This window comes from Afifella pfennigii DSM 17143, from assembly GCF_000688515.1.
Taxonomy (GTDB): Bacteria; Pseudomonadota; Alphaproteobacteria; order Rhizobiales; family Afifellaceae; genus Afifella; species Afifella pfennigii.
Map to the genome: position 1 here is coordinate 1 of NZ_JHZK01000032.1, position 13,990 is coordinate 13,990.

Sequence of the window (13,990 nt, forward strand, 5' to 3'; positions counted from 1 at the left end):
GAGGTCCGGCGCGTCTATGTCGACAAGGGCTACCGCGGCCACGATGCGCCAAGGCCGCTCGGCGTCTTCCGCTCCGGGCAGAAGCGGGGCGTGTTCGGGGCCATCAAGAAGGAGCTCAGAAGACGATCCGCCATCGAGGCCGTTATCGGACACCTCAAGACCGACGGCCACATGGGCCGCAACTTCCTCAAGGGACGCCACGGCGACCACGCCAATGCCGTCCTCACCGCCGCCGGCTACAACTTCCGCCTCATCCTCCGCTGGCTGAGGCTTCTCTTGCGCCTCATCCTGGAGGCCTTTGCCAAAGCCATTGGCCCCAAAACCGCGCTCCAGACGGCTTCTTAACAGTCAACTATAATATTTTTCATTTCGCCATGGCGCTCGGAATGATCAGGATATCCTGCAAAGACTTGCCGGCCTCGATTTCCTCGGAGGTGACAGACGAACCGACACTCCATCCCGTTGCGACATCGAAGGAGATGGTCGTCTCTCCTGAGGGAACGTCGAGGAGGATGCCGGCGCCGAAGGACTGGGCGATGATCGTACCGACCTGAAAGGTCTGCGAGGCGAACATGAAGAACGCCTTGTCGGTCGGCGTGATGACGACGAGGCCGCCGACCGTGATGTGGAAGGCGCAGTAATTGCCGCCGATCTGAGGCGCGCCGATGATGCCGCAGGTATAGGCGGTGTCGCCGGCATTGCGGATTTGGAAGCGCCCGTCCAAATCGCCCACCTGCGTCGACAGAAGGCCGGCGTCGGAGATGGTGGCCATCTGCGAGGGAGCGATGGCCACCGTCGATTGCGGTCTGACCGTCTCGTAGGGGGTCAGCGGATCTGTCGAGATGTAAGCCTCGTAGGTGGCATCCCACTGGACGTAGTTGCTGGCGAGCAGATTGTCGTTGCGGTACCACACGGTGGGCTGGCCGGTTCGGTCGGCGGAGGTGACGGCGCGCAACGCATAAAGCCGCGCCGCCTGCATCTTCAGCTGCTTCAGCGTCTCATCATTGAGAACGATCGTGACGCTCTTGGAAGTCATCGCCGAAGGCTTCCCCGCCGCTGCCTTGCCGGGCGCGAACATCGCGGCACGCACGCTCGCAGAACGCCACCGCTGGGGAAGGGGGTCTCCCCTTCCCCTCGATTGGCAAACGGTGCGGCGCGCTCAGGCGGCGAGCCGCCGTGCCGCGACGCTCTCGCTGACCTGCGGCAGGATCAGGAGCGGCTGCATCGGGCTGTTGGCGGGCACGGTCTGCGCCCAGGTGGCGGTGCCAAAATTCCAGCCCTTGTTGATGTCGAAGCTCAGCTCGCGAGATTCCACGCCGGTCAGATCGATAAGAACGCCCTGCGCGAAGGCCTGGACGATGACCGTCGCCGTCTTCACCGGCTTGGTGGCGAACATCAGCAGCACCTTCTCGATCGGGACGATCAGGTCGAGACCGTTGCCGTAAAGAGGAAAGGCGCAGAGAGAAGTGTAGTCGCCGCTGGGGCTTTGCTGCGACAGGCCGCAGGTATAGGGACTGGTGGAGGCGTTCATGATGGAGACGGCGCCCGCCGTCCCATCGCCGCTCACCTTGACGTTGCCGTACTGATCGACCGTCATCGTCTGGCCGAGATCGATATCCGCCTTGTTGCTGGCATGGATGACGACGTTCGATTCGATCTCGTCGTTGGAGATGTAGGACTGGTAGCTCTCCTCCCAGGTCAGCGTCGTCTCGGTGAGAAAATTCTGACTCTGGAACCACACCGTCGGCACGCCGGAGGATTGGCCGCGCACGGCCTTGAACCCGTAGAGATAGTAGTTGGAGCCCTTCAGGGCCGCCACCGTATCCTGGTCCATGTCGATAACGACAGAATACTCAGCCATTTTGCACTCCCGTTGAACGCTTTCACTCAAACAACCGTTGATATGCAACGGATAATGCAACTTACGATAGATATTCTTGGGAGTCACGCGGAATCTTATTGTTTTTCATGTGCTTAACAGTACCAACTATTTCTATTCTCGTAAATATATCAGAATTTAAAGCTTTATATTTATTTTACACAGGCAACCTCCTCCGACCTGCCTGCGAATTTGCTTCAAGACCGAGCGTGAAGACGTCAATCGCCTACCAGGAAAGGCCACCTCCGGGCCTTGCTCTCCGGACAGGCGAACGGCTTTCCATGCCGGAGCGCATTTGCCAAATTGCGGCGCGCCAAGAGGAGATCACCTGCATGCTCATCACCACCACCCACACGATCGAAGGCAAGGCCATCCGCGACTATCTCGGCGTGGTCACCGGCGAGGCGATTTTGGGAACGAACGTCTTCCGCGATTTCTTCGCCGGCATCCGCGACATCGTCGGCGGGCGCGCCGGCGCCTACGAGAGCTCGCTGCGCGAGGCGCGCGAGACGGCCATCGCGGAAATGCAGGCGGAGGCGCGCCGGCTCGGCGGCAATGCCGTCATCGGCGTAGATATCGACTACGAGACCATATCCATCGGCGACCGCGGCAGCATGATGATGGTGTCGGCCTCCGGCACGGCCGTCTTTCTGGACTAAGCGCCGGCAGCATAAGCGGCCGATGGCAGGCGCGGCGCCGTGGCCATACCCCTTGGAGCCGGCGTGACGGCGCACACGCAACCTGCATCGGAAAGCCCATCCGCATAGGAGCGCTTCGGTCGACGCCGCCTTATCTGCTGCGTCGCTTTTCCTTGAAGTACCCGCCCACGTAGCCGCCGATTCCGCCGGCGAGCATAAGCAGCCACCATGGCGCCTCCAGGTCGAGGCCAAGAGCCATGGACAGCCCAAAACCCAATAAACCGGCGACGGCACCAATCAGCCCGTAACGAATGGGCGTGGAGAGATCTTCCATCAGCGACCCTTTGATTGCGGCGTTACCCAGCATAACGCAGATCTCCGCCGATGGCGTCCTGGCCTTGTCGGCGATGCGCTCTGGCAGAACGGTTCAACCTCACCAAAGAAGATTCCAAGTCGTGGAGTAAGGGACCATATCACCTCGCCGCCATGGACCGGGGCGAGCCGGCCGGCTACCAAGCCGGGATGGGCGAGAAGGCTTCATCCATCGAGGAACTGGCGAGGAAGGTTCGCGCCGGCGAGCGCCGTGCCCTCGGGCGCGCCATCACCCTGGTGGAATCGCGGCGCGAGGATCATCGCGCCGAGGCGGCGGCGCTGATGGAGAAGCTGCGGCCCGATGCCGGCAAGGCGGTGCGCATCGGCATGACCGGCTCGCCGGGCGCCGGCAAATCGACCCTGATCGACACTTTCGGCACCAATCTCACCGCCGCCGGCCATAAGGTGGCGGTCTTGGCCGTCGATCCGACATCGACGCGCACCGGCGGATCCATCCTCGGCGACAAGACGCGCATGGCGCAGCTTTCCCAGGACGAGAAGGCCTTCATCCGGCCCTCCCCCACCGGCGGCACTTTGGGGGGCGTTGCGGCGCGCACGCGCGAAGCGATGCTGGTGCTGGAGGCCGCCGGCTTTGACGTCATCATCGTGGAGACCGTCGGGGTCGGCCAGTCGGAGACCGCCGTCGCCGATATGGTCGACGTCTTCGTGGCGCTCTCCCTGCCTGGCTCCGGCGACGAATTGCAGGGGCTGAAGAAGGGCGTTCTGGAGCTCGCCGACATCATCTGCGTCAACAAGGCGGAGGCGGGCAACCTGAAGCGCGCGGAAGACGCGGCGGCCGACCTGCGGGCGGCGCTGCGCATCCTGGCTTCGGAGCGCGAGGGATGGAGCGTGCCGGTGCTTCTGACCTCCGGGCTCGCCAATGAGGGCCTGCAAGCGCTGTGGCAGGCGATCGGCGCGTTCCGCGCGCTGGCGCAAGAAAGAGGCTCGCTGGAGGCGCGGCGGCGACGTCAGGCGGTCATCTGGTTTCGCGCCATCTTGCAGGAGCGGCTGACGGAACGGCTTTTCCACGGGCCCGCCAAGGCGAAAATCGCCAGGCTGGAGAAAGCGGTGGAGGCGGGCGAGACGAGCGCCAGCGCCGCCGCCGAAGAGGCGCTTGCCGCCGCGCTCGGCGCCGCGCTCGGCTAGGTCATCCGCTTTTTGCGCATGTTTCACTCAAACCTCGCCTGGCGCGTTAACGCTGTCTTAACCGAGAGGCAGCGCCGAGGCCGGCAATGAGGCAGTCTTAGCCGATGCAGCCGCGTTTGCTTTCCCGCTCTGTCCTGCTCGCAGCGCTTTGCGCCGCACCCCTGCTGCTCGCCGGCTGCCAGGAAGAACACCCGCTCGGCCTGCGCGGCACGATCGAGGCGAGCGAGGATGGCGTGCGGCCAGGTGTGGAGCGGCCGCGCGCGCCCATCTTCCGCGAAGCCCGGATGCCGGCGGAGGGCGCCGACCGCCTCAGCTGAGGCCAGCGAAAACCTCTGCCACGGCGCGCACCTCGCCAATGTGGATATCGCGGCGGTTGCGCAGCATCCGCGGCCGCCAGCGGGCGAGCCCCTTGGAGCCTTGCGGGACGAGCCGGGCGAGGATTTCAGCCATCGCCGCTTCAGAAGCGCGCGAGGCACCGTCATCGATCTTCAGCGCAATGCCCAGTCCGGCTTGCGGCAGAGCGGCGCAAAAGACGCCCTCCGCCCCGGTCTTGACGAGAGCGCCTGCGCCCAGCGCCTGCATGGCGCCGGTGCAGAAACGGCCGGTGCCGGCGACATGCCAGGGATGCTCCGCAGCGGCGGCAAGGACCGCGCTCGCCGCCGCCGCGCGCGCCGGGGAAAGGCCGGCGCCGGTGGCGAGGCGGGCAAAACCGGCGGCGAGCGCTTCCAGGGGCACGGCATAGGTGGGGATGGAGCAGCCGTCGATGCCGCAGAGCGCTTCAACATGGCCGGCGCCGGTCACATCCTCAAGCGCTTGGCGCACCAGGCGCTGTACCGGGTGGTCCGGCTCCACATAGCCGGCCGGGTCGAAGCCGAGATGGGCGCAGACGGCCAGCATGCCGGCATGCTTGCCGGAGCAATTGTTGTGCAGCGGCCCCGGCTCCTCGCCGCGACGCAGAAGCGCCTCGGCGGCGGGCGCATGGCTCGGCAACTGCGCACCGCAAAGCAGCGCCGCTTCGTCAAGGCCGGCGCGCTTCAGCATCGATTTCGCCAGCGCCACATGCGCCGGCTCGCCGCCATGCGAGGCCTGGGCAAGGGCAAGCTCCGCCCCGCCATAGCCGAAGGCGGCGGCGCCGCCGCTTTCCACCAGCGGCAAGGCCTGGATCGCCTTCACCGCCGAGCGCGGGAAGACCGGGCTCTCGATATCGCCGGCCGCCGCCAGGATATCGCCCCTGGCGTCGAGGACGGCGAAGGCGCCGCGGTGGCGGCTCTCCACGACGGCGCCGCGGGTGACTTCGACGAGGATAGGATTGGACATGATGCGTATCTTGGCTCGGCTCAGTCGGGCCGCAGGATGCCGGCGGCCAGAAAGCCGCCGTCGACGGAAAGGCAATGGCCGTTGACGTAGCTGCCGGCCTCCGACAGCAGAAAATGGATCGCCGCGGCCACTTCCTCCGGCTCGCCATAGCGGCGCTGGGGGATGCGCTCGCGCCAGATGCGGCGCTGCTCGGCGTCGTGCAGTTCGCGCACCAGGGGCGTGTCGATGGGGCCGGGCAGGACGGCGTTGACGCGGATGCCGCGGGGGCCGAGCTCGGCGGCCATGACCTTGGTCATGGTGATCAGCCCGCCCTTGGAGGCGCCGTAGGCGACGCGGCCGGCATTGCCGCGCAGGCCCGAGACGGAACCGACATTGACCACCGCCCCGCCATCGGCCATGCGCAGAACCGTCGCCTTGGCGGCGATGAAGGCGCCGGTGAGGTTGATTTCCAGCACCTGGCGGAAGAGCTCCGCATCCGTCTCCTCAAACGGCACGTCGCGGGCAATCCCGGCCGCGTTGACGAGGCCGAAAGGCGGGCCGAAGGCCTCCTCCGCCTCGTCCAGCGCCTCTTCCACCGCCTCCTCGTCAGTGACGTCGGTCTCCACCAGGAGGACCTCCTCGCCGCGCAGCGTTCTGTCGGCCCCCGCCAGCGCGTCGCGGCTCTGATCGAGCACGGAAACCTGCCAGCCGAAAGAAAGAAGAAGCCGCGCCGTGGCAAGGCCGATGCCCGAAGCGCCGCCGGTGATGACGGCATGGCCGCTCATCGCGCCCCCGGCGAGAGCACGAAGCCTCTCCCCTCCTCCATGCCGTCCATGATGCCAAGCGGATGCGCCACGCCCTGCCCTCCCTGGCGCGCAAGGTTAAGTCGGCGCATCGGCGGCGACAAGCGGGCGCAAAGGCCGGCGAGAGGCTATGGCAGCCGCGGCTCGGTCACCGCCGGGCCTTGCTGCTCCAGGACGGGCGTCGCGCCGGAGGACAAAGCCGCGGGCCCCGGGGCGAGCGCGACGAGATCGACCGGCTCGGCAAAGCCGACGATGACCCGCTTGCCGCGCGCTTCAATGCCCGCCGGCGGGGAAAAGCCCTGCTTTCGGGCCAGCGCCAGCATCCCCGCCGTGGTCAGGCCGAGCGTGCCTTCGGCGCGGTTGGCGTCTTCCAGCTTGGCGGCGAGGTTGACCGGCGAGCCGATGACGGTGTGCTCCAGCCGGTCGTTGCCGCCGACAACGCCCACCACCGCGGGCCCGCAGGCCGCCGCGCAGCCGATGGTGATCCTTCTTGCGGAGGCTTCGCCGGCCAGCTCCTCGTTCAGTCTCTCCGCCGCCGCCAGCGCCGCAAAGCAGGCGCCGAGCGCGTCGGCGGCATAGGTCGTGGAAGGCCGCACGGCGCCGAACGTGGCAAGGATGCCGTCGCCGAGAAACTTGTCGATATTGCCCCCGAAACGGTGGATCGCCTCGCTCATCAGCGTCTGATAGCGGGTCAGAAGCGCGATCACCCTGTCGGGCTGCATCTCTGCGGCCATCGGCGTGAAGCCGCGTATGTCGATGAAGATCGCCGCCATGTCGCGCGTCATGCCCTTGCCGGGCATCAGCGCATCCGGATCCTCGCCGCCGACCGAACGGGCGACGTCAGGCGCGAAGAAGCGCGAGAGATTGCCCACCGTCGCATGATCGCGCACCGCGGAGACAAGCAGCTCGCGCGAGCGCACCAGCGCATAGGCGAGCAGAAAGGTGGTGGCGGTGATGACGATGATCTTGTCCAGCTCGGCGCCGATGAGGACGCGGTTGCCGTTGGAATAGTCGATGTAGTTGCGGGTGATGCCGACGAATTCCTCGTCGAAGAAGATGGCGTAGGAAGCCAGCGACAACCAGGCGGCAGCCGCCAGCGCGCCGGTGAGGATGAGCAGCGCCGGATCGAAGCGCAACGCCCGCAGGGCGATGAAAAGGAAGAAATACAGCACCGTCGGCGCCTTCAGATAGAAGGCCGCCGGCTCGTCGTACTGGATATGGTAGGAGAAGATGATCGCCGTCAGAAGCGCGACGTCGATGAAGATGGAGACGACGAGGAGCGGCGCGTTGAGCCTGCGGCGGTAGGCGAGGAAAAGGCGCAGAAGGGTGAAGACGGCGTAGCCGCCGAGCGCATAGGGCACGAAGTTGAAGCCGGCGGTCCCTTCGGCGCGCGGCAAGAGCAGATAGGCGGAGCCGAAAAAGGCGATCAGGGCAAGCTGCGCCCAGCCGATGCGGATCTCGGCTCGCTCGTCGAGTTCGTCGATCTGCCGCTGCAGGCTTTGCGGCAGCGCCTCGCGGGCACGGCTCATCGGCTGCCGACTGGCGCCTCCCTTCTTGGCGTCGACGTCGTCGCCGCTTCCGGCGTCGGCTTTCCGGCCTCAAGGCGCATGCCTTCGCGGGCGATCTCGGCCATCGCAAAGCGGGTCCGGATGGTGGCGCGCAATGCGTCGAGGTCGTCGTCGCTGCGCTCCGGATGGTGGTGGAAGAGGACCGGCTGCCTGACGCCCGCCTTCTCGGCCAGCTTCAGCGCCTCCTGCCAGGTGGAATGCCCCCAACCGACATAGTTGCGATATTCCTCATCGGTGTAGGTGGCGTCGTAGACCATGATGTCGGCGCCCGCGACGAAGCGTTCCAGCGCCTCGTCGATGGCTTTGTTACCGTGTTCGTGGTCGGTGACGATGACGATCGAGCGGCCTTTGAAATCGAAGCGGTAGCCGATCGCCCCGCCAGTATGATTGAGGCATTCGCTGGTCACGGTAAGGCCGTTGCCGAAGCGCATCGTCTCGCCGACGGCGATGTCCTGAAAGGCGCAATCCTTGAACACCGCCGGCTGCACAGGAAACAGGACGGGATCCATCAACCGCTCGAAGATATCCTGCAGGCGGATATCGGTCGGGAGGTGCCCGGCCATGAACCGGACGCGAAAATCCTCGCGATAGGCCGGGCGGAAGAAGGGCAGGCCGCAAATGTGATCGAGATGGGTGTGGGTGAACAGCACCGTGGCGGAGCGCTTTCCCTCCTCCAGCATCGCCTCGCCGAGATTGTGCACGCCGCTGCCGCAATCGACAATCATGCATTCCTCGCCGGCACAGACCTCCATGCAGGACGTGTTGCCGCCGTAGCGCACGGTGGCAGGACCGGGCACGGCGTAGGAGCCGCGCACGCCCCAGAAGCGAATGGAAAGGCTTGCCGGTTCCGTCATCTCATGCCGCGTGGTTGGCGATCTGGCTTCGCAGCGCCGCCAGATCCTGGGTGGTGCGCTCCAGCCGCTGGGCCAGGATACGCATGATATCGAAGCTCATCTCAGGAAACTCCCGCATCAGAGTGAAAAGCTGGTCGCGCGAGAGGCTCAGCGTCTCGGTCGCCGCGGTCGCCACCACGGTGGCCGTGCGCGGCACCTCAAAGAGGACGGCTATCTCGCCGACGATGTCGTTCTTGCCGAGCTCGGCAACCTTCTTCTCGCCCTTGCCGCTATCGACCAGAACGTCGCAAGCGCCGCGCAGAATGATGAAGGCGGTATCGCCCTCGTCGCCCTGCCGGCAGAGGATCTCGCCAGGATGGAAGGTCACCCTCTGGCTGATGAAGGCGAGAAGCTTCAGCTTGGCAACGTCAATATTGGCAAGGATCGGAACCGCGGAAAGCGCCCTCACCTCCTCTTCCATGCTCATTGCCCTTGCCCTCCCGTTTACTCGGCCGCGGCGACGCCGGCTTCGTCGCCCTTGCGTGTTGATTGCGGCGGGGTACCCTCGCGGCTTTCCGCCGAGATGACCTCTCCGCCCTGCAGTTCGATGACATGGTCGAAGGCCTCGGCCAGCTGGTGCCCGGCCATGCCGACGATCAGCGTGCGATCACCGGTCATCTCCTGGAGCTTGGCAAGCATCGCGCGCTCGCCCGGATCACCGCTACCCTTGATCAGATCATCGACGACAAGAACGTCCGGACGGCGCAAGAGCACACGCAACAGGCCGATCTTGACGCGCTGGCCGGGCGAAAGGCGCGAACCGTTGATGCCAACGCGAAAATCGAGGCCGGCGCGCATGATGACGGGCCGCAAATCGAGACGGTCCACGCAATCGGCGATGGCGGCTTCGGCCCTCTCGCGGCTTCTGGCACGGTCGGCGCGCAGCCGGCCGAAGAGCAGATTGTCCTCGATCGACAGCGCTTCGGAATAAGCCTCGCGGGAGAAGAAATCGAAGCCTTCCGGGTCCTCGGCGCGCAAGGTCTCACCCACGAGCGGGCGCGCTGCGGCCACCTTTTCCTCAATCTCAGGCGTGACGATGCCAAGCCGATGCTTGTTGGGCACGAGCTGCAAGGCAAGGCCGATGAGGAGTTGGCGATCCTTTTGCTTCAGCTTGGCAAGGCCGTCCTTGGCGCGGCGCAACAGCGCCGTGACCTCCGGCAACTCCTCCATCGGAATGAAGGAATAGGCGGCCAGGACGTCGCTGCCATCGCTGACGGCGGAGAACAGCTCCACCATGGTCTCGGCGAGCCGATGGCCGGCGGCAAGCAACGTCTCCTCCAGATCAGCAGCGGCAATGGCCTTGCCGAAAGCGGGCATCGCCGCCAGCTGGCGTTGACTGATCTCAGGATCGCGCGGCACGCCGAAGACGATGTTCTCCGCCAGGCTGGCGCTGCGGTTGAAGGCATCGGGATTCCAGAACTCGACGAAATCGGCCTGCGCACCCCCCTCGCCCACCGTCTCGGCGATCATGGCGCGGGCCGAAAGGATCGTTTCGCGCGCTTGCTGCCCGACGGCTTCGGGAAGGCGCGCCTGCAGGCCCAGCCGATAGATCTCGTCGTTCATCCCGGCCGCCTCGATGAGGTCGATGGCGCGCCGGTCGAGCTCCTGCACCGTGTCGACGCCAGCTTCGGCGAGATCCTCCCAGGCGCTGAAGAACTCGTAGGGCGCGTTGTCGGTCCGCGAGGCTTCCACCATGCGCCGATGCAACTCCTCCTCTTCGATCTCCTCGGCGGGGGCGATCGGCCGGTGCAGGAGGCCATAGACGAGGTTGAAGCGGATGGTGTCGTTGAGGATGTAGGGATGGCCGGAGACGAAGCCGATGCGCCGCCCGACAACCGATTGCGGCAGCGTATCAAGCGACCGGCCGTCGATATCGATACGCCCGCTGGTGGGCGAGAGCAGACCGGCCAGCATCAGAAGAAGCTGCGTGCGCCCGCTCGATTCGGCGCCGATGACCGCCACCTTGCTACCAAGTTGGATGGTGCAGGAGACATCGCTCAGCTCCTGACCGGCGCCCTCGCCGGAATAGCTGACATGGCTGAGGGCGATGCAGGAGCAGGCGCTCAGATCGAGCTCCGGCTCGGCGTGCAGTCGCTCAACGGGATAGAGATCGGGCGGATCGAACTGCTCCACCACGGCAACGTATTTCACCTGCGTATCGGCAAGGTTCTGATAGTAGGTCAAAAGCTCCTTCCAGGGCGCGGCAAGGTCCTTGTAGGCGGCCAGGACGGCGACCAGCGCACCGAAGGAAATCTGTCCCTTGATGACCAGATATCCGCCAATGGAATAGAAAAAGAACGGCGTTATCTGGTTCATCAGATTATTGATGAACTTGATCATGAACTTCCGCTTGAAAATGGCATAGCGGATTTCAAAATTCTTCTGCAGCCGGCTGGTGAATTCGGCCAGATGATAAGCTGCAGTATTATTGGCATGGATGTCGCGAATGCCGGCGATGGAGGTGCCGACATCCTCCGACAATTCGCGCAGATTGCGCACACGCTCGCGCGCCAGCTGGTTGACGCGCTTTTGCAGGCGCGGGATCAGCCAACCCTGGATGGGGTAGAGGGAGATCGCCGCCGCGCCGAGCAGCGGATCCTGCATGAAAATGAAGAAGATGTAGACCAGCAACGTGCCGCCCTGAAAGACCGGCACGGCGATCGCATCGGCAATGAAACCGCCGAGCGGCTGCACCTCGGAGGCGATCATGGCGATGATTTCGCCGGAAGAGGCGCGGGAGAAATAGGGAAGCCGGAAGCGCAGGACGCGCTCAAACAGCTGATAACGCAGCCGGCGCAAGGTGCGCTCGCCCGTCAGCCCCTTATAGACGTTCATCACGTATTTGACGACGCCGTTGAGCCCGACGAAAAACAGGAACGTGAGCGACAAGAACAGCAGGAACTCGATCTGGTCGAGCTCGAAGCCGAGGTAATTCTTGGGGAACTCCTTACCGCCGATCGCCTCGTTGATGATGATCTTCGGCAGCTCCAGCGAAGCGTAGAGAATAGGAAAGGAGACCAGCGTGATCGCCAGGATGATCAGCTGCTGCTTGCGCGAGTAGCGCCAGATGTAGCGAAAGAAGTTACGTTCCAAAGCTTCCGCTCTTTCCTACCACGCCCCCCGTGGCCGCGCCGAGCACACGCGCTACTTGTACGGATCGGCCGCGTCGCGCAGCCCGTCACCGAAGAAGGAAAAGGCTAGCACGACAATGATCACCGGCACTACTGGCGCAACCAGCCAGGGGTAGACTGTGATGATTGTCACAGATTGAGCTTCGTTGAGCATGACGCCCCAGCTGATCGTCGGCCGCCGGAGGCCGAGATTGAGGAAAGAGAGCGCCGTCTCACCCAGGATCATGGCCGGAACGGAGAGCGTGGCGCTGGCGATAAGATGGCTCATGAAGCCGGGCACGAGATGGCGGCCAATAACGCGCCGCGGCGAAGCGCCCATCAAGACGGCCGCCTTGGCGTACTCCTCTTCGCGCAGGGCTAGTAGCTTGGAGCGCACCGCCCGGGCAAGGCCCGGCCAGTCCAGAAGGCCGAGAATGATGGTGATGCCGAAATAGATGAGGATGGGGCTCCAGGTGACCGGCAGGGCGGCCGACAGCGCCATCCATAAAGGCAGCTCCGGCAGCGAGCGCAGGACCTCGATCACCCGCTGCACCAAAGCATCCACCCAGCCGCCGAAATAGCCGGCGGCGCCGCCGATGACGACGCCCAGAAGAACGGAAATGGCAACGCCGATGAGGCCGACCGTCAGCGAGATGCGGGCGCCGTGCACCAGGCCGGAGAAGACGTCGCGGCCGAGCCGATCGGTGCCGGCGAGGAAGGCCGTGCCCCCTTCGGGCGGGCAGACGAGATGGAAGCGGCCCTCGACAAGGCCCCAGAAGCGATAAGGCTCGCCGAGGCAGAAGAAGCGCAGCCGCTCGGCGCGCGTCTCGTCCTTCTCGTAGTCCCAGCGCAGCATCTCCAGATTGACGGAGGCCTCGTAGGGATGAACGTAGGGGCCGACGAAACGGCCTTCGTGGAAGAGGTTCACGCCCTGCGGCGGGGCATAGAGATATTCCACATGCCGCTGATTGGGCGGATAGGGGGCGATGATCTCGGCGAAGGGAACGGTGAGATAGAACAGGAAGAGCACGAAGCCGGCGACGACGGCGAGCCGGTGGCGGCGGAACTTCCACCACATGATGGTGAGCTGGGAGGCACTGTAGAAGCGCTCCTGCTCCGGCGTCAGGACTTCGCTCACCTGCGGGTCGAAGGGTGCGGTGTCGACGTAATGCGGGACGTCGGCGCGGGAGGATCTCGTCTCGCTCATCGGCGCACGGCCCCTCCGAGGCGGATGCGCGGATCAAGGACCGCCAGCAAGATGTCGGAGATCAGCATGCCGATCAGCGTCAGGATGGCGACGAAAAGGAGGATGAAGCCGGCGAGGAACTGATCCTGCGACTGCAGCGCATCAAGCAGGATCGGCCCAACCGTCGGCAGATTGAGAACCACGGAGACGATGACGGAGCCGGAGACAAGCGACGGGATGAGGTTGCCGATATCGGCCACGAAGGGATTGAGCGCCATGCGCAGCGGATATTTGGCCACCAGGCGGTTCTCCGACAGACCCTTCGCACGCGCCGTCGTCACGTATTGCCTGTCGAGTTCGTCGAGGAGATTGGCGCGCAATCGCCGGATCATCCCGGCGGTACCGGCGGTGCCGATGACGATGGTCGGCACGATGAGGTGGGAAAGCACCGAGCCGACCTTTTCCAGGCTCCAGGGCTGGTCGACATATTGCGGATCCATCAGCCCGCCGATCGACATGCCGAACCAGACGTTGAAATAGTAAAGAAGGATGAGGCCGAGGAGAAAATTCGGCGTCGCCAGACCGATATAGCCGATGAAGGTGAAGAAGTAGTCGCCGAAGGAATATTGCCGCATGGCCGAATAGACGCCGATGGGCAGCGACACGGCATAGACAAAGAGGATGGTGGCGAAGTTGAGGATGATGGTGAGCGGCAGGGCCGGGCCGATGACGGTCTGTACCGGCTGATTGTACTCGAACGACCAGCCCCAATTGCCCTGCAACAGGCCGGAAAATCCCGCCGGACCCGGCCACAGGCCGATCCAGATGAGGTAGCGCTCCAAGAACGGCCTATCGAGCGCGAACTCGGTCCGCAAGAAGGCGATCTTGTCGGCGCTCGCCGCCTCGCCGGCGGCGCGCAAAGCGGCGATCTGATTGGTGAGGTAATCACCGGGCGGAAGTTCGATGATGAGGAAAATCAAAAAGCTGATGACGAGAAGCGTCGGGACCATGCCGAGCAATCGTCTGAGCGTGTAACGCAGCATTCAGCTTCGCCTCTTCCCCACAGCGGGTGCCTCTCCCGCCCGCCAATCTCTATTGC

14 protein-coding genes and 1 pseudogene are annotated in these 13,990 nt (G+C 64.7%); 4 read left to right on the top strand and 11 right to left on the bottom strand.

From position 1 onward, the window contains the following. Positions 1-345 (top strand): annotated as a pseudogene (locus Q331_RS23960) (IS5/IS1182 family transposase); the annotation flags it as partial. Between the two features lie 19 nt (positions 346-364). On the opposite strand, the gene Q331_RS0116845 reads toward Q331_RS23960, so the two are convergent. Both Q331_RS0116845 and Q331_RS22290 read right to left on the bottom strand, forming a co-directional pair. Beyond that, complete coding sequence (locus tag Q331_RS0116845; RefSeq protein ID WP_034492833.1) at positions 365-1,036, bottom strand: hypothetical protein; 672 nt, start codon at positions 1,034-1,036, stop codon at positions 365-367. A 123-nt stretch (positions 1,037-1,159) separates the two neighbouring features. After that, on the bottom strand, positions 1,160-1,861 hold the full coding sequence (locus Q331_RS22290) for a hypothetical protein (RefSeq protein WP_051631300.1): 702 nt from the start codon (positions 1,859-1,861) through the stop codon (positions 1,160-1,162). Between the two features lie 350 nt (positions 1,862-2,211). Between Q331_RS22290 and Q331_RS0116855 the strand changes: the two genes are divergently transcribed. Then, positions 2,212-2,538, top strand: coding sequence for a heavy metal-binding domain-containing protein (locus tag Q331_RS0116855; protein WP_026381633.1), 327 nt, complete (start codon positions 2,212-2,214; stop codon positions 2,536-2,538). A 130-nt stretch (positions 2,539-2,668) separates the two neighbouring features. On the opposite strand, the gene Q331_RS0116860 is transcribed toward Q331_RS0116855, so the two are convergent. Beyond that, positions 2,669-2,884: a hypothetical protein gene (locus tag Q331_RS0116860; protein ID WP_026381634.1), complete on the bottom strand. Its 216-nt coding sequence runs from the start codon at positions 2,882-2,884 to the stop codon at positions 2,669-2,671. Positions 2,885-3,039: 155 nt separating this feature from the next. Between Q331_RS0116860 and meaB the strand changes: the two genes are divergently transcribed. After that, the gene (meaB, locus tag Q331_RS0116865; protein ID WP_026381635.1) at positions 3,040-4,035 is read left to right on the top strand and encodes a methylmalonyl Co-A mutase-associated GTPase MeaB; all 996 of its coding nucleotides are present in this window, start codon (positions 3,040-3,042) and stop codon (positions 4,033-4,035) included. Between the two features lie 104 nt (positions 4,036-4,139). Further along, positions 4,140-4,352 (top strand): hypothetical protein, encoded by a 213-nt coding sequence (locus Q331_RS0116870; RefSeq protein WP_026381636.1) that lies wholly within the window; start codon positions 4,140-4,142, stop codon positions 4,350-4,352. Here the strand turns inward: Q331_RS0116870 and Q331_RS0116875 are convergent. The 8 genes from Q331_RS0116875 to Q331_RS0116910 form a co-directional block, all read right to left on the bottom strand. Then, positions 4,345-5,352: an asparaginase gene (locus Q331_RS0116875; RefSeq protein WP_026381637.1), complete on the bottom strand. Its 1,008-nt coding sequence runs from the start codon at positions 5,350-5,352 to the stop codon at positions 4,345-4,347. The genes Q331_RS0116870 and Q331_RS0116875 overlap by 8 nt on opposite strands. 20 nt (positions 5,353-5,372) lie before the next feature. Then, positions 5,373-6,116, bottom strand: a complete 744-nt coding sequence (locus tag Q331_RS0116880; RefSeq protein WP_026381638.1) for an SDR family NAD(P)-dependent oxidoreductase — start codon at positions 6,114-6,116, stop codon at positions 5,373-5,375. 146 nt (positions 6,117-6,262) lie between these two features. Continuing rightward, positions 6,263-7,663: an adenylate/guanylate cyclase domain-containing protein gene (locus tag Q331_RS22295; RefSeq protein WP_084175122.1), complete on the bottom strand. Its 1,401-nt coding sequence runs from the start codon at positions 7,661-7,663 to the stop codon at positions 6,263-6,265. Then, complete coding sequence (locus tag Q331_RS22300) at positions 7,660-8,556, bottom strand: MBL fold metallo-hydrolase (RefSeq protein WP_084175123.1); 897 nt, start codon at positions 8,554-8,556, stop codon at positions 7,660-7,662. Before Q331_RS22300 ends, Q331_RS22295 begins: the two co-directional genes overlap by 4 nt. Position 8,557: 1 nt before the next feature. Further along, positions 8,558-9,022 carry a cyclic nucleotide-binding domain-containing protein gene (locus Q331_RS0116895; protein WP_026381639.1) on the bottom strand — a complete coding sequence of 155 codons (465 nt, stop codon included), beginning with the start codon at positions 9,020-9,022 and terminating at the stop codon, positions 8,558-8,560. A gap of 17 nt (positions 9,023-9,039) precedes the next feature. Further along, positions 9,040-11,688: an ABC transporter transmembrane domain-containing protein gene (locus Q331_RS22305; RefSeq protein WP_051631301.1), complete on the bottom strand. Its 2,649-nt coding sequence runs from the start codon at positions 11,686-11,688 to the stop codon at positions 9,040-9,042. 51 nt (positions 11,689-11,739) lie between these two features. Beyond that, the gene (locus Q331_RS0116905; RefSeq protein ID WP_026381640.1) at positions 11,740-12,912 is read right to left on the bottom strand and encodes an ABC transporter permease; all 1,173 of its coding nucleotides are present in this window, start codon (positions 12,910-12,912) and stop codon (positions 11,740-11,742) included. Further along, positions 12,909-13,934, bottom strand: coding sequence for an ABC transporter permease (locus Q331_RS0116910; protein ID WP_026381641.1), 1,026 nt, complete (start codon positions 13,932-13,934; stop codon positions 12,909-12,911). Before Q331_RS0116910 ends, Q331_RS0116905 begins: the two co-directional genes overlap by 4 nt. Positions 13,935-13,990: the final 56 nt, after the last annotated feature.

Bases quoted from the DNA above. Each gene is read 5' to 3' on its own strand.
- Q331_RS0116845 (WP_034492833.1), bottom strand. From the start codon at position 1,036: ATGACTTCCAAGAGCGTCACGATCGTTCTCAATGATGAGACGCTGAAG.
- Q331_RS22290 (WP_051631300.1), bottom strand. From the start codon at position 1,861: ATGGCTGAGTATTCTGTCGTTATCGACATGGACCAGGATACGGTGGCG.
- Q331_RS0116855 (WP_026381633.1), top strand. From the start codon at position 2,212: ATGCTCATCACCACCACCCACACGATCGAAGGCAAGGCCATCCGCGAC.
- Q331_RS0116860 (WP_026381634.1), bottom strand. From the start codon at position 2,884: ATGCTGGGTAACGCCGCAATCAAAGGGTCGCTGATGGAAGATCTCTCC.
- meaB (WP_026381635.1), top strand. From the start codon at position 3,040: ATGGGCGAGAAGGCTTCATCCATCGAGGAACTGGCGAGGAAGGTTCGC.
- Q331_RS0116870 (WP_026381636.1), top strand. From the start codon at position 4,140: ATGCAGCCGCGTTTGCTTTCCCGCTCTGTCCTGCTCGCAGCGCTTTGC.
- Q331_RS0116875 (WP_026381637.1), bottom strand. From the start codon at position 5,352: ATGTCCAATCCTATCCTCGTCGAAGTCACCCGCGGCGCCGTCGTGGAG.
- Q331_RS0116880 (WP_026381638.1), bottom strand. From the start codon at position 6,116: ATGAGCGGCCATGCCGTCATCACCGGCGGCGCTTCGGGCATCGGCCTT.
- Q331_RS22295 (WP_084175122.1), bottom strand. From the start codon at position 7,663: ATGAGCCGTGCCCGCGAGGCGCTGCCGCAAAGCCTGCAGCGGCAGATC.
- Q331_RS22300 (WP_084175123.1), bottom strand. From the start codon at position 8,556: ATGACGGAACCGGCAAGCCTTTCCATTCGCTTCTGGGGCGTGCGCGGC.
- Q331_RS0116895 (WP_026381639.1), bottom strand. From the start codon at position 9,022: ATGAGCATGGAAGAGGAGGTGAGGGCGCTTTCCGCGGTTCCGATCCTT.
- Q331_RS0116905 (WP_026381640.1), bottom strand. From the start codon at position 12,912: ATGAGCGAGACGAGATCCTCCCGCGCCGACGTCCCGCATTACGTCGAC.
- Q331_RS0116910 (WP_026381641.1), bottom strand. From the start codon at position 13,934: ATGCTGCGTTACACGCTCAGACGATTGCTCGGCATGGTCCCGACGCTT.